General features: G+C 71.1%; 20 protein-coding genes. 15 read left to right on the top strand and 5 right to left on the bottom strand.

The window, feature by feature from the left end:
• Nucleotides 1-26 precede the first annotated feature (26 nt).
• The 3 genes from ABD907_RS04365 to ABD907_RS04355 all read left to right on the top strand — a co-directional run bounded on the left by ABD907_RS04365 (nt 27) and on the right by ABD907_RS04355 (nt 1,374).
• On the top strand, nt 27-359 hold the full coding sequence (locus ABD907_RS04365) for a DUF2516 family protein (protein ID WP_345215245.1): 333 nt from the start codon (nt 27-29) through the stop codon (nt 357-359).
• On the top strand, nt 356-781 hold the full coding sequence (dtd, locus tag ABD907_RS04360) for a D-aminoacyl-tRNA deacylase (protein ID WP_345215244.1): 426 nt from the start codon (nt 356-358) through the stop codon (nt 779-781). Before ABD907_RS04365 ends, dtd begins: the two co-directional genes overlap by 4 nt.
• Nucleotides 782-852: 71 nt before the next feature.
• Nucleotides 853-1,374 carry an O-acetyl-ADP-ribose deacetylase gene (locus ABD907_RS04355; RefSeq protein WP_345215243.1) on the top strand — a complete coding sequence of 174 codons (522 nt, stop codon included), beginning with the start codon at nt 853-855 and terminating at the stop codon, nt 1,372-1,374.
• Here the strand turns inward: ABD907_RS04355 and ABD907_RS04350 are convergent.
• Nucleotides 1,355-1,573, bottom strand: coding sequence for a helix-turn-helix transcriptional regulator (locus ABD907_RS04350; protein ID WP_345215242.1), 219 nt, complete (start codon nt 1,571-1,573; stop codon nt 1,355-1,357). The genes ABD907_RS04355 and ABD907_RS04350 overlap by 20 nt on opposite strands.
• Complete coding sequence (locus ABD907_RS04345; protein WP_345215241.1) at nt 1,573-2,022, bottom strand: hypothetical protein; 450 nt, start codon at nt 2,020-2,022, stop codon at nt 1,573-1,575. Before ABD907_RS04345 ends, ABD907_RS04350 begins: the two co-directional genes overlap by 1 nt.
• Before the next feature lie 253 nt (nt 2,023-2,275).
• Between ABD907_RS04345 and ABD907_RS04340 the strand changes: the two genes are divergently transcribed.
• A complete protein-coding gene (locus ABD907_RS04340) occupies nt 2,276-4,855 on the top strand; it encodes an ATP-dependent Clp protease ATP-binding subunit (RefSeq protein WP_345215240.1) in 2,580 nt (859 codons plus the stop codon).
• Nucleotides 4,856-5,011: 156 nt separating this feature from the next.
• Here ABD907_RS04340 and ABD907_RS04335 read toward each other — a convergent pair whose 3' ends face one another.
• Nucleotides 5,012-5,788 (bottom strand): glutamine amidotransferase, encoded by a 777-nt coding sequence (locus tag ABD907_RS04335; protein ID WP_345215239.1) that lies wholly within the window; start codon nt 5,786-5,788, stop codon nt 5,012-5,014.
• A gap of 114 nt (nt 5,789-5,902) precedes the next feature.
• Here ABD907_RS04335 and ABD907_RS04330 point away from each other — a divergent pair, with 114 nt between their 5' ends.
• Genes ABD907_RS04330 through ABD907_RS04315 form a run of 4 tightly spaced genes read left to right on the top strand, consistent with a single transcriptional unit; the run spans nt 5,903 to nt 10,963 of the window.
• The gene (locus ABD907_RS04330; protein ID WP_345215238.1) at nt 5,903-7,447 is read left to right on the top strand and encodes an MmgE/PrpD family protein; all 1,545 of its coding nucleotides are present in this window, start codon (nt 5,903-5,905) and stop codon (nt 7,445-7,447) included.
• The gene (gene prpB, locus ABD907_RS04325) at nt 7,447-8,340 is read left to right on the top strand and encodes a methylisocitrate lyase (RefSeq protein ID WP_345215237.1); all 894 of its coding nucleotides are present in this window, start codon (nt 7,447-7,449) and stop codon (nt 8,338-8,340) included. The genes ABD907_RS04330 and prpB overlap by 1 nt, the downstream gene beginning before the upstream one ends.
• 27 nt (nt 8,341-8,367) lie before the next feature.
• Nucleotides 8,368-9,480: a bifunctional 2-methylcitrate synthase/citrate synthase gene (locus ABD907_RS04320; RefSeq protein ID WP_345215236.1), complete on the top strand. Its 1,113-nt coding sequence runs from the start codon at nt 8,368-8,370 to the stop codon at nt 9,478-9,480.
• Nucleotides 9,481-9,514: 34 nt separating this feature from the next.
• Complete coding sequence (locus tag ABD907_RS04315) at nt 9,515-10,963, top strand: OmpA family protein (RefSeq protein WP_345215235.1); 1,449 nt, start codon at nt 9,515-9,517, stop codon at nt 10,961-10,963.
• A gap of 18 nt (nt 10,964-10,981) precedes the next feature.
• Here the strand turns inward: ABD907_RS04315 and ABD907_RS04310 are convergent, their stop codons facing one another.
• Nucleotides 10,982-11,245, bottom strand: coding sequence for a hypothetical protein (locus ABD907_RS04310; RefSeq protein ID WP_345215234.1), 264 nt, complete (start codon nt 11,243-11,245; stop codon nt 10,982-10,984).
• Nucleotides 11,242-12,312, bottom strand: a complete 1,071-nt coding sequence (locus ABD907_RS04305; RefSeq protein ID WP_345215233.1) for an arabinan endo-1,5-alpha-L-arabinosidase — start codon at nt 12,310-12,312, stop codon at nt 11,242-11,244. The genes ABD907_RS04310 and ABD907_RS04305 overlap by 4 nt, the downstream gene beginning before the upstream one ends.
• Nucleotides 12,313-12,481: 169 nt before the next feature.
• Between ABD907_RS04305 and ABD907_RS04300 the strand changes: the two genes are divergently transcribed.
• The 7 genes from ABD907_RS04300 to ABD907_RS04270 all read left to right on the top strand — a co-directional run bounded on the left by ABD907_RS04300 (nt 12,482) and on the right by ABD907_RS04270 (nt 22,217).
• Entirely contained in the window at nt 12,482-13,408 is a 927-nt protein-coding gene (locus tag ABD907_RS04300) for an ABC transporter ATP-binding protein (RefSeq protein WP_345215232.1), read from the top strand.
• Nucleotides 13,405-14,166 (top strand): ABC transporter permease, encoded by a 762-nt coding sequence (locus ABD907_RS04295; RefSeq protein ID WP_345215231.1) that lies wholly within the window; start codon nt 13,405-13,407, stop codon nt 14,164-14,166. The genes ABD907_RS04300 and ABD907_RS04295 overlap by 4 nt, the downstream gene beginning before the upstream one ends.
• A gap of 7 nt (nt 14,167-14,173) precedes the next feature.
• On the top strand, nt 14,174-15,286 hold the full coding sequence (locus ABD907_RS04290; protein WP_345215230.1) for a sensor histidine kinase: 1,113 nt from the start codon (nt 14,174-14,176) through the stop codon (nt 15,284-15,286).
• Complete coding sequence (locus ABD907_RS04285) at nt 15,283-15,894, top strand: response regulator (RefSeq protein ID WP_486334047.1); 612 nt, start codon at nt 15,283-15,285, stop codon at nt 15,892-15,894. The genes ABD907_RS04290 and ABD907_RS04285 overlap by 4 nt, the downstream gene beginning before the upstream one ends.
• A gap of 73 nt (nt 15,895-15,967) precedes the next feature.
• Nucleotides 15,968-16,414: a hypothetical protein gene (locus ABD907_RS04280; RefSeq protein WP_345215228.1), complete on the top strand. Its 447-nt coding sequence runs from the start codon at nt 15,968-15,970 to the stop codon at nt 16,412-16,414.
• Nucleotides 16,415-16,569: 155 nt separating this feature from the next.
• Nucleotides 16,570-19,290 (top strand): pyruvate, phosphate dikinase, encoded by a 2,721-nt coding sequence (ppdK, locus tag ABD907_RS04275; protein WP_345215227.1) that lies wholly within the window; start codon nt 16,570-16,572, stop codon nt 19,288-19,290.
• Between the two features lie 77 nt (nt 19,291-19,367).
• Nucleotides 19,368-22,217, top strand: coding sequence for an FAD-binding and (Fe-S)-binding domain-containing protein (locus tag ABD907_RS04270; protein ID WP_345215226.1), 2,850 nt, complete (start codon nt 19,368-19,370; stop codon nt 22,215-22,217).
• The last annotated feature ends 3 nt before the right edge of the window (nt 22,218-22,220 follow it).

The raw sequence follows: 22,220 nt of genomic DNA, 5'->3' as shown, positions 1-22,220 counted from the left end.
GGCGGCCGGGCGGCTACGCTCGAGGCGTGTTCGGCGACATCCAGGTCCTCCTCCTGCTCGTGCTGTCCCTCGTCCTGTTCGGGATCGAGGTGTGGGCGCTGGTGGATCTGTTGCGCCGCCCCGCCGCGGCCTTCCTCACCGCCGACAAACGCACCAAGAAGTTCTGGGGCCTGCTGGTGGGCGGCGCCGCCGTCGTCGGCTTCATCACCATCCCCCCGCCGCTCGGCATCGGCCTCCTCGGCAGCGGCTTCCTGCAGTTCGTGGCCGTGGTGCCGGCGGGCATCTACCTCGCCGACGTGCGCCCCGCCGTCGCGCCGTACAGCCGACGCCGCCCGCCGCGCGGCGGGGGCAGCTGGTGAGGGCGGTCCTGCAGCGGGTCACCCGGGCAGCGGTGACCGTCGACGATGAGACGGTCGCCTCGATCGACCGTCCCGGGCTGGTCGCACTGGTCGGCGTCACGCACGACGACGGACCCGAGCAGGTCGAGCGCCTCGCCCGGAAGATCGCCGAGCTGCGCATCCTGCGCGCGGAGCACTCGGTGCTCGACGACGGCGCTCCCGTGCTCGTCGTCTCACAGTTCACCCTCTACGCGGACACCCGGAAGGGGCGCCGTCCCACCTGGAACCGGGCCGCTCCGGGGCACGTCGCCGAGCCGCTCGTCGAGGGGGTCGTCACGGCGCTGCGGGCCAAGGGCGTCGAGGTCACCACCGGCGTGTTCGGGGCCGACATGGCCGTCGAGCTGGTCAACGACGGCCCGGTCACCCTCGTCGTCGAGGCCTGAGCCCTGCCGCGCGCCGCGCGGGATCCACAGGCTGCGTGCGGGGGAGCCGTTCGGAGCGGCAAGATCGGGGCATGGAGCTCGAGGCCGTCATCGGAGACATCACCCGGGAGCACGTCGACGCGATCGTCAACGCTGCCAACTCCTCCCTGATGGGCGGCGGCGGGGTCGACGGCGCCATCCACCGGGCCGCCGGGCCAGGGCTGCTGGAGGAGTGCATGGAGCTGCGCCGCACCGAGCTGCCGGACGGGTTGCCGGCCGGTCGGGCGGTGCCGACGGCGGGTCACGACCTGCCGGCCGACTGGGTGATCCACACGGTCGGGCCGAACGCCCGCCGCGGGGAGACGGACCCGGCCGTGCTGGCGTCCTGCTTCGCCTCCTCGCTCGACGTGGCGGCCGAGGTCGGTGCCGCCACCGTGGCCTTCCCCGCCGTCAGTGCCGGCGTCTTCGGCTGGGCGATGGACGACGTCGCCAGCATCGGTGTGGAGGCGGTGCGAGCGTGGCGGCCGCCGGAAGGTGGCTCCGGCGTCGAGAAGGTGAGGTTCGTGCTGGCCGGCGAGGAAGGACTCACGGCATTCACCCGCGCGCTGGGCTGACGTCGTCCGGGTCGGGCCGGAAGAGGTCCTCGATCCGGCAGTCGAAGACGTGGGCCAGCCGGAAGGCGAGGGGCAGGCTCGGGTCGAACCGCCCGCGCTCGATCGAGATGACGGTCTGGCGCGAGACGCCGAGGAGCGTCGCGACGTGCGCCTGGGACCACCCGCGTTCGGCGCGGAGCGCGGCGAGGTCGTTGTCCATCAGGACTCCCGGCGCGAGAGCACGGCGTAGCGCACGGCGACGTCGACCATGGCGAGCGCCACGACAGCGGTCAGCACCGCAAGACCGCTGACCTCCAGGCCCGTGATCGCGACCCCGGTCAGCGCGATCCCGCACGCGGCCAGCACGTCGGTGAACCCGCCGCTCGTCGCCCGGTCCAGCCACTGGCGCTCGACGCTCTCCTCCGCGTGCGGCACGGACGTGACCGTGTGCCGCGAGACGAGCACGAGCCAGAACAGGGCCAGGAAGGGGGCGAGTGCGCAGATGCCGAAGACCACGCCGGTGAGCAGGGCGTCCTGGTCGCGCAGCAGCGCGGCGAGCGTGCCGAAGGCGGCCGCCAGCAGCAACGCGCAGGCGACGGCCAGCACGTAGGAACCTAGCGGTGCGCGCCGGCGGGAGGCGTCGTCGTTGGTGTTAAGTGTGTTTGACATAGGTGCAGTCAAGTGGACTTGACTGTAGATGTCAAACCTCCTTGACGTTGCCGGGCTCCGAGATCTCTCCTGGGCCGCCGTCGGCCGGCATGGCCTCGGCCGGTCGCGAGGGGCGGCTCGGGCGGCTTCCGCCGTCACGCCGGTGGCGAACACGGGACGTTCCCGCGGGTCGCCGCGGTTAGCCTTGTCGAACGCCGCCCAGACCCGGTGCTGCCGGGGCACCGGCCGAGGCGGCCGCCAGTGAGGAGTGCAGATGTTCGAACGATTTACCGACCGTGCCCGTCGTGTGGTCGTCCTCGCCCAGGAAGAGGCGCGGATGCTCAACCACAACTACATCGGCACCGAGCACATCCTCCTCGGCCTGATCCACGAGGGGGAGGGCGTCGCCGCGAAGGCGCTCGAGGCCCTCGACATCTCGCTCGAGGCAGTGCGTGTACAGGTGACCGAGATCATCGGCGAGGGACAGCAGTCCCCGTCCGGCCACATCCCATTCACACCCCGCGCCAAGAAGGTCCTCGAGCTGTCCCTGCGCGAGGCGCTGCAGCTCGGCCACAACTACATCGGCACCGAGCACATCCTGCTCGGCCTCATCCGCGAGGGTGAGGGCGTCGCCGCCCAGGTGCTCACCAAGCTGGGCGCGGACCTGAACCGCGTGCGCCAGCAGGTCATGCAGCTCCTGTCCGGCTACCAGGGCAAGGAACCCGTCTCGGCCTCCGGGGGCCCGCAGGAGGGGCAGTCGTCCGGCTCGGCCGTCCTCGACCAGTTCGGCCGCAACCTGACCCAGGCCGGCCGCGACGGCAAGCTCGATCCGGTGATAGGGCGCAAGCTCGAGGTCGAGCGAGTCATGCAGGTGCTTTCCCGGCGCACCAAGAACAACCCCGTCCTCATCGGTGAGCCGGGCGTCGGCAAGACCGCCGTCGTCGAGGGTCTCGCTCAGGACATCGTGCGCGGTGACGTGCCCGAGACCCTGAAGGACAAGCAGCTCTACACCTTGGACCTCGGCTCCCTCGTCGCCGGGTCCCGCTACCGCGGTGACTTCGAGGAACGCCTCAAGAAGGTCCTGAAGGAGATCCGCACCCGCGGCGACATCATCCTGTTCATCGACGAGATTCACACGCTCGTCGGAGCGGGGGCCGCCGAGGGCGCCATAGACGCTGCGAGCATTCTCAAGCCGATGCTGGCCCGTGGCGAGCTGCAGACCATCGGGGCCACCACGCTCGAGGAGTACCGCAAGCACATCGAGAAGGATGCGGCGCTCGAGCGTCGTTTCCAGCCCATCCAGGTCGCCGAGCCCTCGCTGGCGCACTCCATCGAGATCCTCAAGGGGCTGCGTGACCGGTACGAGGCGCACCACCGCGTCTCCATCACCGACGAGGCGCTCGTGGCGGCCGCGAACCTCGCGGACCGCTACATCAACGACCGGTACCTGCCGGACAAGGCGATCGACCTCATCGACGAGGCGGGGGCGCGCCTGCGCATCCGCCGCATGACGGCTCCGCCCGAGCTGCGCGAGCTCGACGAGCAGATCGCCGAGGTCCGACGTGAGAAGGAGTCGGCGATCGACGATCAGGACTTCGAGCGTGCCGCGCGCCTGCGCGACGACGAGAAGACCCTCGGCGAGCGCCGCGTCGACCGGGAGAAGGCTTGGAAGAGCGGCGACCTGGACACCGTGTCCGAGGTCGACGAGGAGCTGATCGCGGAGGTGCTGGCGATGTCGACCGGTATCCCGGTCTTCAAGCTCACCGAGGAGGAGTCCTCCAAGCTCCTGCACATGGAGGACGAGCTCCACAAGCGCATCGTCGGTCAGGAGCAGGCCGTCAAGGCCCTGTCGCAGGCGATCCGCCGCACCCGTGCGGGTCTGAAGGACCCGAAGCGCCCGGGTGGGTCGTTCATCTTCGCCGGCCCGACCGGCGTCGGCAAGACCGAGCTGGCCAAGGCGCTCGCCGAGTTCCTCTTCGGGGACGAGGACGCGCTCATCCAGCTCGACATGTCCGAGTTCTCCGAGAAGCACACCGTCTCGCGGCTGTTCGGTTCCCCTCCGGGGTACGTCGGCTACGAGGAGGGCGGCCAGCTCACCGAGAAGGTGCGGCGTCGTCCGTTCTCCGTGGTGCTGTTCGACGAGGTGGAGAAGGCCCACGCGGACATCTTCAACTCGCTCCTGCAGATCCTCGAGGACGGCCGGCTCACCGACTCCCAGGGTCGCGTGGTCGACTTCAAGAACACCGTGATCATCATGACCACGAACCTCGGTACGCGGGACATCGCCAAGGGCCTGCTCACCGGGTTCCAGGCGCAGGGCGAGCTGTCGAACAGCTACGACCGGATGAAGGCGAAGGTCAACGAGGAGCTGAAGATCCAGTTCCGGCCCGAGTTCCTCAACCGTGTCGACGACGTCATCGTCTTCCCGCAGCTCTCCGAGGCGGAGATCATCCAGATCGTCGACATGATGATCAGCCGGCTCGACGAGCGCATGCGTGACCAGGACATGACGATCGAGCTCACGGCGGCTGCCAAGGAGCTCCTGGCCGAGCGCGGGTACGACCCGGTGCTCGGTGCCCGGCCGCTCCGCCGTGCGATCCAGCGCGAGATCGAGGACGTCCTGTCGGAGAAGATCCTCTTCGGCGACGTCAAGCCCGGGCAGAAGGTCGTGGTCGACGCCGAGGGCGAGGGCCTGCTCGGCGAGTTCACCTTCCACGGTGAGCCCGCGGGCGACATCGAGAAGCCCGAGCCGGTCGCGGTCGGTCAGGGGACGACCGTCGAGCAGCGTGAGCTGCCGACGGCACCCCCGAGCGGCGGCGCCGGTGGCGGCGGGCAGCTCCAGCCCGGCGGCTGACCAGCACCGGACGAACGACGGCGGAGGCGAGCAATCGCCTCCGCCGTCGTTCTGTCTGCCTGGACTGCCTCCGGCGGGCGACCGTCCGACGTCGCCTCCGGACTTTGGTCCGACTTCGGCAGGGATCGCCTTCTGGACGACCGCCAGCCCGGGGGCCTAGGCGGCGGTCGTCGCCAGGGTGCGTTCCGACGTCGTCTGTGCGTGGCGGTAGCGCTCGACGAACGCGCGTAGCACGCCGTGGGAGGCGCCGACGTCCGCGGCGCAGACCCGCGCGATGACGTCGTCGATCTCGTCGGCGTCGAAATAGCCGGCGTACCGGTACGCCTTGATGCGCGTGACGATCGCCTCGCGGTCCATCTCGGGGTGGAACTGCGTGACGTACTGGTTCGTGCCCAGGCGGAACATCTGGACCGGGCACCGGTCGGACGTCGCCAGCAGCACGGCACCCTCGGGCAGGGCCGTGCACGCCTCCTTGTGGCCCACGTAGGCCTGGAAGGCCGTCGGCACGTCCCGCAGCAGCGGGTCGCGGCGGCCCTCGGCCGTCACCCGGATCTCGGCGGGGGAGGTCTCCTCGCCGTAGGTGGCGTCGACGACGCCGCCGGCGCGGCGGCCCAGGGCCCCGATGCCGTAGCACAGCCCCAGGAACGGGACGTCGCGGCCCTGGATCTCGCCGAGGACGTCGTCCAGCTCGGCCTCGACGCGGCGCTGGACGGCGTTCTTGTGCTCGGCCGGCACGGACGTGGTGAACGGGCTGCCGCCGAGAATCACGCCGGCATAGTCGTCCAGGGCCAGCGGCGTGAACCACCCCGCCTCCATGCGCACCCGCACCAGCTCGTCCGGGCGCAGACCGCCGAGACGGAGGATCGAGGCGTACTCGTCGTCCGCGGCGGCGTCCTCGCTGCGGGACGCGAGCAGCACGAAGGGCTTGGACATGACGTCAGTGAATCCCATCGCCCATGGCAGGGCTCGGGCGCCATCGGCGGGTCTCAGATGCTGGTCGCAGCGCTGCGGCGACGACACCGGGCCAGACGTCGATAGGCTCGACGGGTGATCACTCACGACGTCCGGGTCCACCCGTCCAGCGAGAACCTGCCCAGGAGGGACCAGCTCGCCTGGAAGATCGCCGAGGTCGCCGCCGACCCGGTCGAGGTGCCGGACGAGGTGACCGACATGGTGATCAACCGGGTCATCGACAATGCCGCGGTCGCCACCGCGTCCCTGCTCCGCGCCCCCATCGTCGCGGCCCGCGCGCAGGCGCTCGCGCACCCGTACGGTCCGGGCGCGGCGGTCTTCGGCGTCGGCGCCGGCGAACGGGTCAGCCCCGAATGGGCCGCCTGGGCCAACGGCGTCGCGGTTCGGGAGCTGGACTACCACGACACCTTCCTCGCCGCCGAGTACTCCCACCCTGGCGACAACATCCCACCGATCCTCGCCGTCGCCCAGCACGTGGCCGCCCGGCCCCACATGGACAACGTCGACGGTCGTGCGCTGGTGCGCGGGATCGCCACCGGCTACGAGATCCAGGTGGATCTCGTCCGCGCGATCAGCCTCCACGAGCACAAGATCGACCACGTGGCCCATCTCGGGCCGTCGGCCGCGGCCGGCATCGGCACGCTCCTGGGCCTCCCTCCCGAGACGATCTTCCAGGCCGTCGGCCAGGCCCTGCACACGACGACGGCGACCCGCCAGTCCCGCAAGGGCGAGATCTCGACCTGGAAGGCCTACGCCCCGGCCTTCGCCGGGAAGGTGGCCGTCGAGGCCGTGGACCGCGCGATGCGCGGCCAGACCTCACCCACCCCGGTCTACGAGGGCGAGGACGGCGTCATCGCCTGGCTCCTCGACGGTCCGGACGCCCACTACCGGGTGCCGCTGCCCGGCCCCGGCGAGGCCAAGCGCGGCATCCTCGACACCTACACCAAGGAGCACTCGGCGGAATACCAGTCGCAGGCGCTGATCGACCTGGCGCGGCGTCTGCACCGGGAACGTCCCGAGCTCGCCGCCCCCGAGGCCGTCAACGACATCGTCAGCGTCGTCATCCACACCTCGCACCACACGCACTACGTCATCGGCTCCGGCGCGAACGACCCGCAGAAGTACGACCCGGCCGCCTCCCGGGAGACCCTCGACCACTCCGTCCCGTACATCTTCGCCGTCGCGCTGCAGGACGGGCGCTGGCACCACGAGGACTCGTACGCCCCCGAGCGCGCCGGCCGCCCGGACACCGTCGCGCTGTGGCGGAAGATCACGACGGCGGAGGACCCGGACTGGACACGCCGGTACCACTCGACCGACCCGGACGAGCTGGCGTTCGGGGGGCGGGTCGAGGTCACCCTGCGGGACGGCAGCCGCATCGTCGAGGAGATCGCCGTCGCCGACGCGCACCCGCTCGGCGCCCGGCCCTTCGGCCGTGAGCAGTACGTCGCGAAGTTCCGCACCCTGGCTGCGGGCGTGCTCGACGAAGCCGAGATCACGCGGTTCCTCGACGTCGCCCAACGCCTGTCCGAACTGCGTCCGGACGAGCTCGCGGAGCTCACCGTCGCCGCCCCGCCGGCGCTGCTGTCCGCCGCGGTCGCGCCCGAGGGGATCTTCTGATGCTCTATGCCGCCACCACGGCCGCCGAGAAGCGTCTCCGGCTGCGCGAGCGCCTGCAGGGGGATGCGCTCCTCCGTTTCCCCGGTGCCTTCAACCCGCTCTCCGGCCGGTTGATCCAGGACAAGGGCTTCGAGGGCGTCTACATCTCCGGGGCCGTACTCGCCGCCGACCTGGGTCTGCCGGACATCGGCCTGACGACGGCCACGGAGGTCGCCGGCAGGAGCCAGCAGATCGCCCGGATGACGGACCTTCCCGCGCTGGTCGACGCCGACACCGGCTTCGGCGAGCCCATGAACATCGCCCGGACGGTCCAGAGTCTCGAGGACGCCGGGGTCGCCGGGCTCCACATCGAGGACCAGGTCAATCCCAAGCGGTGCGGACACCTCGACGGCAAGCAGGTCGTCGACCAAGGCACCGCGCTGCGACGTGTCCGGGCCGCCGCGGACGCCCGGCGCGACCCCAACATGCTGATCATGGCGCGGACCGACATCCGCGCCGTCGAAGGGCTGGCCTCCGCCGTCGACCGGGCCAAGGCACTGGTCGACGCCGGGGCGGACGCGCTCTTCCCCGAGGCCATGGCCGACCTCGCCGAGTTCGAGACGCTGGCCTCCGCGGTCGACGTCCCCGTCCTGGCCAACATGACCGAGTTCGGCAAGTCCGCCCTGTTCACCACCGACCAGCTCGCCTCCGCCGGGATCCGGATCGTGATCTACCCGGTCTCGCTGCTGCGCGTGGCCATGGGTGCGGCCGAACGGGCGCTCGACACCCTGGGCGAGGCCGGATCGCTGGAGTCCGAGGTGGCGGGCATGCAACACCGCGCACGCCTCTACGAGCTGGTCGACTACGCCGGCTACAACGCTTTCGACACCGAGATCTTCACCTACGAGCCGTGACCATCAACGGGCTGCGAAGGAGCGAGCATGAGTGACACCGAGATCCGCAAGGGGCTGGACGGCGTCGTCGCCGACACGACGGCGATCAGCAAGGTCAACCCGGAGACCAACTCGCTGCTCTATCGCGGCTACCCCGTACAGGAGCTGGCCGAGAGGTGCAGCTTCGAGGAGGTCGCCTGGTTGCTGTGGCACTCCGAGCTGCCCACGCCCGACGAGCTCGCCGGGCTGCAGGAGACCGAGCGCGGCAACCGTGCACTCTCCGACGACGTGCGGGACCTCATCGACAAGACACCGAAGACGACGCACCCCATGGACGTCGTGCGTACCGCCGTCAGCCTCGTCGGCGCGCAGGATCCCGTGGCCGACGACGCCAGCGAGGAGGCGAGCCTGGCCAAGTCCGTGCGCCTGCTCGCCCAGATCCCCGCCCTGGTCGCCTACGACCAGCGCCGCCGCCGCGGTGAGGACCTCGTGCCGCCGCGGCCCGAGCTGGGCTACGCCGAGAACTTCCTGCACATGACCTTCGGCGAGGTGCCCGCGCCCGTCGTCGTCGACGCCTTCCGGGTCTCGCTGATCCTGTACGCGGAGCACTCCTTCAACGCCTCCACCTTCACGGCGCGGGTCATCACCTCGACGATGGCGGACCTGTACTCCGCCGTCGTGGGAGCCGTCGGCGCCCTCAAGGGGCCGCTGCACGGCGGTGCCAACGAGGCCGTGATGAACGACCTCGAGGAGATCGGCTCGGCCGACCGGGCCGAGGACTGGCTGGACGAGGCCCTGGCGAACAAGCGGAAGATCATGGGCTTCGGGCACCGCGTGTACAAGAAGGGCGACTCACGTGTGCCGACCATGAAGTCCGCCCTGGACTCGCTCGTCGAGCACTACGACCGCCGCGACCTGCTCGATCTCTACTCCGCGCTCGAGGAGGCGATGGCCTCGCGCAAGAACATCCTGCCGAACCTCGACTACCCCTCCGGGCCCGCCTACCACCTCATGGGTTTCGACACGGCCACGTTCACGCCGCTCTTCGTGGCCTCGCGGGTGGTCGGCTGGACCGCGCACGTGATGGAGCAGGCGGGCGACAACGCCCTGATCCGGCCGCTCAGCGAGTACAACGGTCCGGACGAGCGGCACCTGTCGTAGACGCACGAGGCACCGTAGGAGGTAAGGGGGTCGGATGTCTGCTCGCACACACTCGGCACGCGTGCTGAGCGCCGCGGTGTGCCTGGCGCTGCTGCTCGGGAACTGCTCCGGAGACGCGGACGGCCGGCCGGAGGGGGAGCCGACGCCGGCGGAGACCGGCGGGAGCTCGACCACGGACCAGGAGACTGCGGCCGAGACGGCTGACGACCCCGGAGCCGCCGCCGAGCCGGGGACGTACCTGCCGCTGCAGGAGGGCATGGAGCGGGAGTGGCCGGAGCCTGTGGGGTCGGTGGAGGCGGAGAATCCGGATGCCGGTGAGCTCGCCGTCCTGGGCGTGCACCGGCTCGACGAGGAGCATGCGGTCGTCACCGGACGCCTGACCCTCGAGGAGTTCCCGGACCGCTCGTCGCTGTGGACGGAGCCCGGCCACTTCCAGGGCGGGGTCCGAGGATCGGAGTTCTCTGCCGTATCGCTGACGGCCGGCGACGACACCACCTACCTGCCGGTGCGCGACGACGAAGGCTGGTGCTTGTGCAGCACCCTCAACCTCCAGAGCGAGGGCGAGACCGACACGCCGGTGTGGACCGTGGTGACCGCCCCGCCGGAGGGCACCAGCGAGGTCGATGTGCACGTCGCCGGCTTCGGCACGCTCGAGGACGTCCCGATCACGGACCTGCCGACCGACCAGTCCGTGCCGCTGGGGTGGGCGGAGACGCTGCTCGTTCGGTCGGCCGAGCGCGAGAACGGGGCGGTGCGGGTGCGCCTGGCGATCGGCAACCCGACCGGGCCCCACACCAGGAACCTGGACCGCTACCAGTTCGGGCGGGACTGGTTCACCGACGGCTGCTTCCAGGGCCTGGCCGCGTGGGGATCGCAGGCGCCGACGGGTCACGCCGCCGAGGAGCCCGACTGCCAGCGCGGCGCCCTGCCGGAGGAGGGCGAGCAGGTCGAGCTGGAGGTGCTGGCGGGTGACCCGGGCACCGAGGAGATCGTGCTGCTGCCCACGACCGGCCTGCCGGTCAGCGGGATCCCGGTCACGGGCGAGGCCCAGGAGGGTGAGGGTCCCGAGGTCTACCCGTACCGGACCCGCACCGAGTCCGCGGGCGCGGAGGTCTCCCGGGGCGAGAGCCTGACGGTCACACTGGACACCGAGGTGCTGTTCGATCCGGACGAGTCCGAGCTCACCGCCGAGGCCGACGCCACGCTCGACGAGGCGGTCGAGACGCTGGAAGGACAGGACGGCCGCACGATCACGGTGGCCGGCCACACCGACACCCAGGGCGGTGACGAGTACAACTTGAACCTCTCCCGGGACCGTGCCGAGACGGTCGCCGAGGCGCTGGAGAGCCGCCTGGGGGAGGGATGGACGATCGAGACGGAGTGGCACGGCGAGACCCAGCTGGCCATCCCGGAGCGGGGCTCGGAGGAGGAGATCGAGGCGGCCCGGGCTCGCAACCGCCGCGTCGAGATCACCGTCGAGTGAGGGCGCGCGGCTCCTTCGTCAGCGGTCGAACCGGAGGACCCAGTCCGCGTCCGCCTGCTGACCGGCCGCTCTGGCACGGATGCCGGCTCCCGACCAGCGGGCTACGGCGTGCCACGAGAGACGGGCTTCGACCGCGATCTCATCGAGGGTGACACCGGCCTCGTACGCCGTCCGGATGGTCAGCGGTAGGTGGCAGCGGTCGTCGACGGTGCCGCGGTCCGCCTCCCGTGCGGCGGCGACGACGTCCAGGAGCGCCGCGCGCCTCGCGTCCCGGCCGCTCACCCCGGCGGGTCCCCGTCGCCCGGTCCGTAGGAGAAGGACGGCCAGCCGTCCTCCCACTCGATCTCGCGGATCTGCATCCGGATGGTGCCGCCGGTATCCGCGTCGTAGTAGTGGTGCACGCCGTACAGGCGGCCACGGTCCTTGAGCACGTCGAGCGCACCGGTGCCGATCTGGTTGCCGCGGCTCTCGAGCAGCACGGTGCCCCCGCCCTCGGTCATCGGCACCCCGTCCCGGTCGACGAACGGACCGGTGGGGCTGGTCGAGCGCCCGACGACCGTCCGGTAGGTGCTGTCCACGCCCTGGCAGCAAAAGTCCCACGACGCGGTGAGGTACCAGTAGCGACCGTGCTGGAAGATCTGCGGGTTCTCGATGGCGTTGGGCGGGTCGACCGGGTTGCTGGCCAGCGAGGTGATCGGCCCGGTCGGGGTGTCCATGCCGTCGAGCCGCTGGAGCTTGATGCCGGACCAGAACGACCCGAAGGTGATGTACCACTGCCCGCGGGCCTTGAAGACCATGGGGTCGATCGCGTTGTAGTCGTCACCGGGCGCGGAGGTGAGGATGGGTCCGTGGTCGACCCAGCTGTCCAGGTCGCCCGGGGCGCGGGTGGTCGCGTGCCCGATGGCGGAGCGGTTCGTACCGAACGACGACGCCGAGTAGTAGAGGTGGTACGTGTCGCCGACCCGGACCACGTGCGGCGCCCACAGGTGCTGCACGTCGTAGTCGAGCGTCCACTCGGGCAGGTCGATCGCCCCGAGGGACTCCCATGGACCTTCGAGCGTCCCGGTCGAGCGTCGTGCGTAGATGCCACCGGGGTCCTCCGGGTCGAGGACACCGGTGGAGAAGACGTAGTACGTCTGCCCGTCCTTGAACAGCGTCGGGTCGTGCACCGGGTCGTCCACCACACCGGGCACGAAGTCGCCGACATCCCCGATCATGTCGAGCTTCCCGCTCGGCGGCGGTCCGTTGCCCTGGCCATGGTCCGCGGCGGCGGGCGCCGCGCCGAGCAGCGCCAGGCTGAGCATCGCTCCGACGAGGCCTCGCCGGAGCCGTCGAGCTGTCCGTCTCATGGCACATCCCTGCTCGTCGTCGAGCGTCGATCGGTCCGAGCGGCCCAGTCTTGTGGACGTCCTCATCGATGTAAAGATCACCGGCCCGAACCCACATGACACCTGTCATGCCCAACGCCTGACGACCGCCCATCGCGTAGGACCGGGAGTCGGCGCCACCGTTGGTGCCATGACCACCACACGAACCGAACCGGCGCTAGAGCTCAGCGGAGTCGTCAAGGAGTTCCGGACGGCCGAGGGACCGCTCCGCGCCGTCGACGGTATCGACCTCCAGGTCGACCGCGGGGAGGTCCTGGCGTTTCTCGGCCCGAACGGCGCCGGCAAGACCACGTCGCTGGACATGGTCCTGGGCCTGACCGAGCCCACGTCCGGCAGCATCTCGGTACTCGGTGCCGGGCCGCGTCAGGCCGTCGGCGCGGGCCAGGTCTCGGCGGTGCTGCAGTCGGGCGGCCTGCTTCGCGACCTCACGGTCCGCGAGACGGTCCAGATGATCGCCTCGACGTTCTCGCACCCCGCCGCTGTCGACGACGTCCTACGACGCGCGGGCCTGGAACCGCTCGCCAGCCGCAAGGTGTCCAAGTGCTCGGGCGGGGAGCAGCAGCGGCTGCGGTTCGCGCTCTCGCTCCTTCCCGACCCGGACCTGCTCATCCTCGACGAGCCCACCGCAGGGATGGACGTCTCCGCCCGTCGCGAGTTCTGGGACACCATGCGCGAGGACGCCCGCAACGGCCGCACCGTCATCTTCGCCACGCACTACCTGGAGGAGGCCGACGCCTTCGCCCAGCGGATCGTCATGGTCGCGGACGGACGTGTCGTCGCCGACGGCAGCACCAGCGAGATCCGCGCCCGTGCCACCGGCCGCACCGTGTCCGCGAGGCTCCCCGAAGGACGTACGGCACAGGGGGTCGAACGCCTGCGTCTGGTCCCGGGCGTCCAGGAGGTCTCGGTCGAGGGTGCCCGCGTCGTCGTCCGCTCGGGAGATTCCGACGCGGTCGCCCGGGCACTGCTGACCGAGCTCGGTGGCACCGACCTGGAGATCGCCACCGGATCCCTCGACCAGGCCTTCGTGGCCATCACCGAAGGAGCATCGCGATGAACCTGACCTACACCGGCCTCGAGCTGCGCCGGGTCGCGCGCGACCTCGTCTCGATGTTCTTCATCGCCGTGCTGCCGGCTTTCTTCTACGTGATCTTCGGGGCCTCGATGAGCTACGGGTCCGAGCCCGTCGGCAACGGCAACGCCGCCCTGTACGTGATGATCGCGATGGCGGCCTACGGTGCCGTGACAGCCACGACCGGCGTCGGTGGCATGGCCGCCGTCGAGAGGATGCAGGGCTGGGGTCGTCAGTTGGGGCTGACCCCGATGTCGGACGGCCAGTACGTGGTGATCAAGGGAGTCGTCGCGCTCGTCATCTCTGCGGTACCGATCACGCTGATCTACATTCTCGGGTTCTTCACGGGCGCAGAGGGCAGCGGGGCGGCATGGTTCCTCAGCGCCGTCGTCGTGGTGGCCGGCGCCGCTGTGTTCTCCCTCTACGGGCTCCTCGCCGGACTGCTGTTCCGGACCGAGGCCGCCGTCGGGGCCGCCAGCGGCTCGCTCGTGGTCCTCGCCTTCCTCGGCAACATCTTCTTCCCGCTGTCTGGCACGATGCTCACCATCGCCACGTTCACCCCGCTCTACGGATACGTCGCCCTGGCCCGCTACCCGCTGACCGGCGGCGAGGTCGTCAGCACCACCGGAGAGGCCGCGGCGGTTCAGCCGCTGTGGATGCCGGCGGTCAACCTCGTCGTCTGGGGCATCGTCTTCGCGCTGCTGTGCACGTGGCTCGTGCGGCGCGGACGCGGGCGCCAGTGAGGGGCCGATGAGCCGGCAGACGAGTCCCGACGCCGATCGGACGCGGGACGACCGGTCGCCCTGGGAGCGCTTCACCTGGGTGATGGGCGCCGTCTGGCTCGCCTTCCTCGCCTTCCCCGTCGCCGCGGCGGTGGAGTCGGATCAGCACCCGGCGTGGCGAGCCGTCGCCGTCGCCGCGATCGTGACCTTCGCGGCCATCTACATCTACGGGTTCGTCTCCCTGAGCCGGCACCGCTCGTGGGCGGAGACCGGACGGTTCGGGCGCAAGGTGCTCGCCTGCTTGTCGCTGCTGACGGCGCTCACGGTCTTCGTGGTCGGGGTGCAGGCGCTCGGCATGGTGACCTTCCTGCTCGCGTTCACGATGTTCAGTCACGCACGCCGGGTCGCCTACAGCATGGCGGCGGGGTGGGTCGTTCTGACGGCCGCCGTCCTGCTCCTGACTGATCGGATGGGCGATCTGTGGTTCTTCCTCGTGATCAATGTCGGTGTCGGGCTCTTCACCGGACTCGTCCGCTGGATCGACGATCAGCAGGGCCGTCATGAGCGCCTCAGCCGCGAGCTGGACGTCGTCGCCGAGCGCGAACGCGTGGCCCGCGACGTCCACGACGTCCTGGGTCACAGCCTCACGGTGATCACCGTGCGGTCCGAGCTGGCGGAGCGGTTGGTGGACGCCGACCCCGAGGCGGCCAAGGCTGAGCTGGTCCAGATCCGCTCGGTCACCCGGGAGGCTCTCGCCGAGATCCGCGCGACGGTCGCCGGCCTGCGGGTCGCCCGCCTCGGTGACGAGCTCGACGCCGCCCGGGACGCGCTGTCCGGTGCCGGTATCGAGGCCGACGTCCCGGAGAGTCCGGACGCGGTCGATCCGCAGCACCGGCTCGTCCTCGCGTGGGTGCTGCGCGAGGCCGTGACGAACGTCGTGCGGCACAGCCGGGGCAGCCACTGCCGGGTACGCCTCGGCCCGGCCTCCCTCGAGGTGATCGACGACGGGGTCGGCCTCGACGGGGCCCTGGAGTCGAGCGGCCTGCGCGGCGTTCGAGAGCGGGTCGCCGCCGCCGGCGGCACTCTGTCGCTCGGCCCCGCCGTCGACGGTCGAGGTACGCAGCTGGAGGTGCGGTGGTGACGCAGATCCGGGTCCTGCTCGCCGACGATCAGGCGCTGGTCCGCGGTGCGCTCGCGGCCCTGCTGCGGCTGGAGGTCGACATTGATGTCGTGGCCGAGGTCGGCACCGGTGACCTGGTCGTGGAGGCTGCCCGCAGCAGCGGCGCCGAGGTGTGCCTGCTCGACATCGAGATGCCCGGTGTCGACGGGATCGAGGTCGCGGCACGGCTGAAGAAGGAGCTCCCGGGCACCCGCTCGCTCATGGTCACGACCTTCGGCCGGCCGGGATATCTGCGACGAGCCCTCGATGCCGGCGCGAGCGGCTTCGTCGTCAAGGACACCCCGGCGCGCGACCTCGCCGAGGCCGTCCGTAAGGTCCACGCCGGCCTGCGGGTGGTCGACCCAGCGCTGGCGACGGAGTCCCTGCTCGGCGGGCCCAACCCGCTCAACGACCGCGAACGGGAGGTGCTTCGCGAATGCCTTGACGGCGCGCCGGCGGCCACGGTCGCCGAGCGGGTTCACCTCTCGCCCGGCACGGTCCGGAATTACCTCTCGTCCGCGATCGGGAAGACCGGGACGTCAAACCGGGTCGAGGCGGCACGCACGGCACAGCGCAACGGCTGGCTCTGAGCTGTCCGCTGTGTTCCGGGCTCAAGCGACGTACGGGTCGCCCAAGCACCGTCAACGTGGAAGGCTTCAAGTCATGACCGAGGTCGGGGACCCGATAAGCGGGGCCAGATGGGTCATAGCCCGCAAGCGCAAGTTCCACCTCGCAGCGGCCATCCTCTTGGTCGCAGTTGTGGCTGTTGCGGGGTGGACGGTGCTGTCCGGTCACGTCTTGGCGGGCATCGTGGTCTGCGCGGTCGTGCTGGTACCGGCCCTCATCCTCGTTGTGCTTCCGTTCCTGATGGAACGCGAGGTCCGGGACTTCGACGCGGGCCGTCAGCAGGCATCGAGACGACGGCTCCTCAAGCTGAACTTGTTCGTGTCTCTGATGGTTCTCACCTCGAGTGCACTCAACGTGTTCGGCGCAGACCACGGCGACGTGCTGACGTCGGTGTGGTGGTTGCTGCTGGTGCTCTGTGGGGCGATGGCGATCACCATGGCTGTTCAGCTCGTCCTGACGCGACGTAACCCGTCCGAGGATTGACCCCGCGCCAGGTCAGCCGGTTGATGACCGCTGGTGCCACGGGCTCCGGAGAGCGCCCTGCCCGTCCGAATGCCGGGCTGTGGTCCACGTCACTATGCTGAGAAGCGAGGGCGTCGGGCAGGCGACCGCCCGACCGTGGCAGCGAGGAGGCTGCGATGGCCAAGTACGTCTACCGCTTCAGCGAGGGCGGCAAGGACCAACGAGACCTGCTCGGCGGCAAGGGCGCGAACCTGGCCGAGATGACGAAGATCGGCCTGCCGGTCCCACCCGGATTCACCATCAGCACCGAGGCGTGCCGCGCCTACATGGAGAAGGGCCGAGTCCCGCCCGAGCTGCGGGTCGAGGTGACGATGGCCCTGCGCGAGATCGAGGACCGTATCGGGCGGCGACTCGGTGACTTTCACGAGCCGCTCCTCGTCTCCGTACGATCCGGTGCCAGGTTCTCCATGCCCGGGATGATGGACACCGTCCTCAACGTCGGTCTCAACGACGCGTCGGTGCGCGGACTGGCCGAGTTCTCCGGTGACGAGCGGTTCGCGTGGGACTCATACCGCCGCCTCGTCCAGATGTTCGGCAGCACGGTCCTCGACGTCGACGGCGCGCACTTCGCCGCCGCGCTCGAGGAGAAGAAGCGCCAGGCGGGCGCGGCGACCGACGTCGACCTGACCGTGGCGCACCTCCAGGACCTGGTGGAGGCGTTCAAGGGCCTCGTGCGCGAGCAGTCCGGCCGGGAGTTTCCGCAGCACCCGCGCGAGCAGCTCGACCTGGCGATCGAGGCGGTCTTCGGGTCCTGGAACACCGACCGGGCACGCCTCTACCGGCGCCGGGAGCGCATCCCCAACGACCTGGGCACCGCCGTCAACGTCGTCGCGATGGTGTTCGGCAACCTCGGCGAGACGTCGGGAACCGGTGTCGCCTTCACCCGCGACCCGTCCACCGGCCACTCGGGTGCCTACGGCGACTACCTGCCGAACGCTCAGGGCGAGGACGTCGTCGCCGGCATCCGCAACACGCTCGCCCTCGCCGAGCTCGAGCAGCTCGACCCGACGTCGTACCGAGAGCTGGTCCAAGCGATGCGGCGGCTGGAGACCCACTACCGCGACCTCTGCGACATCGAGTTCACCATCGAGCGCGGCAAGCTGTGGCTGCTGCAGACCAGGGTGGGCAAGCGCACGGCCGGCGCGGCCTTCCGGGTGGCGACCCAGCTCGTGGACGAGAACCTCATCACGATGGACGAGGCCATTGCGCGGGTCACCGGAGCACAGCTGTCCCAGCTGCTCTTCCCGCAGTTCGACGCCGACGCCGACAGAGATCTCCTCACCAAAGGGATGGCGGCGTCACCGGGCGCGGCGGTCGGCGAGATCGTGCTCGACAACGCCCAGGCCCTGCAACGCACCGCCGCGGGCGTCGACGTCATCCTCGTGCGCCGCGAGACCAATCCGGACGACCTGCAGGGGATGATCGCCGCCACCGGCATCCTCACCGCGCGCGGTGGCAAGACCTCCCACGCCGCCGTCGTCGCCCGCGGCATGGGCAAGACCGCCGTCGTCGGTGCGGAGGAGGTCTCCGTCGATATCGGCGCGCAGGAGGTCCGCATCAACGGCACCAAGCTGCAACCAGGTGACGTCATCGCCCTCGACGGCACCACCGGCGAGGTGTTCCTGGGCCGCGTGCCGGTCGTCGATTCCCCGGTGATGCGGTACGTCGCCGAAGGGGTGCACGCGGGACTGGAGGCGTGCGCCGGCGACGACGACATGCGTGAGCTGGTGCTCGCCGTCGACCGGATCCTCACCCACGCCGACGAGGTGCGCCGGATGAGCGTGCGAGCCAACTGCGACACAGCCACTGCCGCCCGTCAGGCACGAGAGCGGGGCGCCGAAGGTATCGGGCTGTGCCGCACGGAGCACCAGTTCCTCGGCGACCGGCGCGGCCACATCGAGCGGCTGGTGCTGGCCTCGACGGACAAGGAGCGCGCGGAGGCGCTCGCGGCCCTGCTGCCGCTGCAGCGAGCCGACTTCATCGAGCTGCTCGAGGCGATGGACGGCCTGCCGACCACGATCCGGCTCATCGACCCGCCGCTGCACGAGTTCCTCCCGGACCTGACCGAGCTCGCCGTGACGGTCGCGCTCGCGAACGAGCGTGGCGAGACGGGGGAGGACGCCGCGCGCGACGCCGCGCTGCTCACCGAGGTGCGCCGGATGCATGAGCAGAACCCGATGCTCGGCATGCGCGGTGTACGGCTCGGTCTCAAGGTGCCGGGCCTGTTCGCGCTGCAGATCCGCGCCGTCGCCGAGGCCATGGTGGAGCGGCGGCGCGCCGGGGGAGACCCGCGACCGGAGATCATGGTGCCGCTCGTCGGATCGGTCCGGGAGATGCAGATCGTCCGCGACGAGGCCGAGGAGGTCCTCGACGAGGTCTGCCGGTCCTCGGGCGAGCTCCTCGAGCCGCCGATCGGTTGCATGATCGAGCTTCCCCGGGCGGCGCTCACCGCGCACCGCATCGCCGAGGAGGCCGACTTCTTCTCCTTCGGTACCAACGACCTCACCCAGACCACCTGGGGCTTCTCCCGCGACGACGTCGAGGGCGCCTTCTTCGCCGACTACCTCGAGAACGGGGTGCTGACCATCTCCCCGTTCGAGACCATCGACGGCGACGGCGTCGGGGCGCTGGTGGTCGCGGGCGTCACCGCGGGCCGACACACCAAGCCCCGGCTGCACATCGGGGTCTGCGGTGAGCACGGCGGCGACCCCGAGTCGATCCACTTCTTCCACCGCGCCGGCCTGGACTATGTCTCCTGCTCGCCGTTCCGCGTGCCGGTGGCCCGGCTCGAGGCCGGGCGGGCCGCCGTCGTCGCGCGAGAGGACACGACCGCCTGACGAGCTCCAAGGGCGGCGACCTCGACCAAGGTGAGACATGAACGACCGGCCGGCCAGGTCCGTGCCAGACTCGAAACGTGAGCAGCCTGACCACTCGTGACGTCGTCGAGGAGCTCCGCGCCGCCGTCGACGGCGAGGTCGACGACTCCGACCGTCGGCGCGCCGAGTACTCCGCCGACGCCTCCAACTACCGCGTCGTGCCGCAGGTCGTCGTCTCGCCGCGGGATGCGGATGACGCCCTCGCGGCGCTGGACGTCGCCCGCCGGTCCGGCGTCCCGATCACCGCCCGCGGCGGCGGCACGTCGGTCGCCGGGAACGCCGTCGGGACCGGGATGGTCCTGGACTTCTCCCGCCACATGAACCGGGTGCTCGACCTCGACGCCGAGGCGCGCACCGCCACCGTCCAGCCGGGCGTCGTGATGTCCGACCTGCAGGCCGTCGCGAGGCCGCACGGGCTGCAGTTCGGGCCCGACCCGTCCACGCAGAACCGCGCCACCCTCGGCGGGATGATCGGCAACAACGCCTGTGGTCCGCACGCCGTCGCCTACGGTCGCACCGCCGACAACACCCACACGCTCGACGTCGTCGATGGCACCGGGCGCCGCTTCGCCGCCGGCGCCGGCACGCTGGACGCCGTCCCGGGCCTGGACGACCTCGTCCGCGCCGAGCTCGCCACCATCCGCACCGCGCTGGGCCGGTTCAAGCGGCAGGTCTCCGGCTACTCCCTCGAGCACCTGCTGCCCGAGCACGACGCCGACCTGGCCAAGATGCTCGTCGGCACCGAGGGCACGCTCGTCACCATCCTCGGCGCCACGGTCCGCCTGGTGCCGCTGCCGACAGCCCCGGTGGTCGTCGCGCTCGGCTACCCGGACATGCCCACCGCCGCCGATGCCGTGCCCGCACTCCTCGAGCACGAGCCCCTCGCCGTCGAGGGCATCGACGCGAGGCTCGTCGACGTCGTCCGCCGCCACCGCGGCCCCGCCGCAGTCCCCGAGCTCCCCGACGGCGCGGGCTGGCTCCTCGTCGAGGTCGGCGCCCGTCCGGGTGAGACCGATGACGACGTCCTCGCCCGCGCGCGGGCACTGGCGGCCGCCGGGGGGACCGAGGCGGCCGCCGTCGTGCCGGCCGGGGCGCAGGCCGCCGCCCTGTGGCGGATCCGGGCCGACGGTGCCGGGCTGGGCGGGCGCACCCCGGCCGGCGCGCCGGCCTGGCCCGGCTGGGAGGATGCCGCCGTCCCACCCGAGCGGCTCGGGGACTACCTGCGCGACTTCACCGCGCTGATGTCGGACCGTGGCATCGACGGCCTGCTCTACGGCCACTTCGGCGACGGCTGCGTGCACGTGCGGCTCGACCTGCCGCTGGAGACCGCCCGTGGCGTCGGGCCGTCACGCGACTTCCTCGAGTCCGCCGCGGACCTCGTCGCCGGCTACGGGGGGTCGTTCTCCGGCGAGCACGGCGACGGCCGTGCGCGCTCGGCCCTGCTGGACCGCATGTACACCCCCGAGGTGCTCGACCTCTTCGGCCGCGTCAAGCACCTCTTCGACCCCGACGGGCACCTCAACCCCGGGGTCCTCGTCGACCCGCGACCCGTCGACGCCGACCTGCGGCGTCCCCACGCCCGGCCGACGCTCGCCCGCTCCGGGTTCGCGTTCCTCGAGGACGGCGGAGACTTCACCACGGCGGTGCACCGCTGCACCGGCGTCGGGAAGTGCCGCGCCGACACCTCGGCAGCCGGCGGGTTCATGTGCCCGAGCTACCTGGCGACGAAGGACGAGAAGGACGTCACCCGCGGCCGCGCCCGCGTGCTGCAGGACCTGACCAACGGTTCGCTGATCGAGTCCTGGGACAGTCCCGCCGTGGCGGAGTCGCTCGACCTGTGCCTGTCCTGCAAGGCGTGCGCCTCCGACTGCCCGACCGGCACCGACGTCGCCACGTACAAGTCCGAGGTGCTGCACCGCGCCTACCGGGGCAAGCTCCGGCCGGTCACCCACTACCTCCTCGGGCAGCTCCCGCGCTGGTCCGGCCTCGTCACGGCGGTCCCCGGGCTCGCGAAGCTGACCAATCAGGTGATGCGGGTGCGCCCGTTGGCCAAGCTCGTGCTGCGCGCCGGTGGGATGGACACCAGGCGCCACATGCTGTCCTTCGCCGAGGAGCGCTTCACGGCATGGTGGCGCCGCCGTGGCACGCGGACCACGATGGGCGAGCGGCGTCGGGTCGTGCTGTGGTCGGACTCCTTCACGGAGACGCTCGACGGCGCCGGGGCCCGCGCCGCCGTGACCGTGCTCGAGGACGCGGGCTACGAGGTCGTCGTGCCCGCCGAACGAGCCTGCTGCGGCCTCACCTGGATCACCACCGGCCAGCTGGACGGCGCGAAGAAGCAGCTGGCGAACCTCCTCGATGTGCTCGGCCCTTACGTCGCGGAGGGCATCCCGATCATCGGGATCGAGCCGTCCTGCACCGCCGCGCTGCGCTCCGACCTGGTCGAGCTGCTCCCGGACGACCCCCGCTCCCGGCCGGTCGCGGAGGCGGTCCACACGCTCGCCGAGCTCCTCACCGCTCCCGAGCCGCTCGGGCCCGGGCCGGACTGGGTGCCGCGATCGCTGGAGGGCGTCGAGGTGGTGGCCCAGCCGCACTGTCACCACCACGCCGTCATGGGCTGGGAGCCGGACGCCGCCATCCTCACCAAGGCCGGCGCGACGCTCACCCGGCTGGCCGGGTGCTGCGGACTCGCGGGCAACTTCGGGATGGAGCGCGGCCACTACGACACCTCGGTCGCCGTCGCCGAGACCGCGCTGCTGCCGGCGCTGCGACAGGCGGGTCCGGACGCCGTCTACCTCGCCGACGGGATGTCGTGCCGCACCCAGGCCGACCACCTCGTCGGCCGCCGGGGCGTGCACCTGGCCCAGCTCCTGGCCGGGCAGGCCTGAGGC

Source organism: Georgenia halophila, from assembly GCF_039541595.1.
The sequence above is the reverse complement of the archived record's forward strand: the minus strand, read 5'-3'. Positions and strand labels throughout refer to the sequence as shown.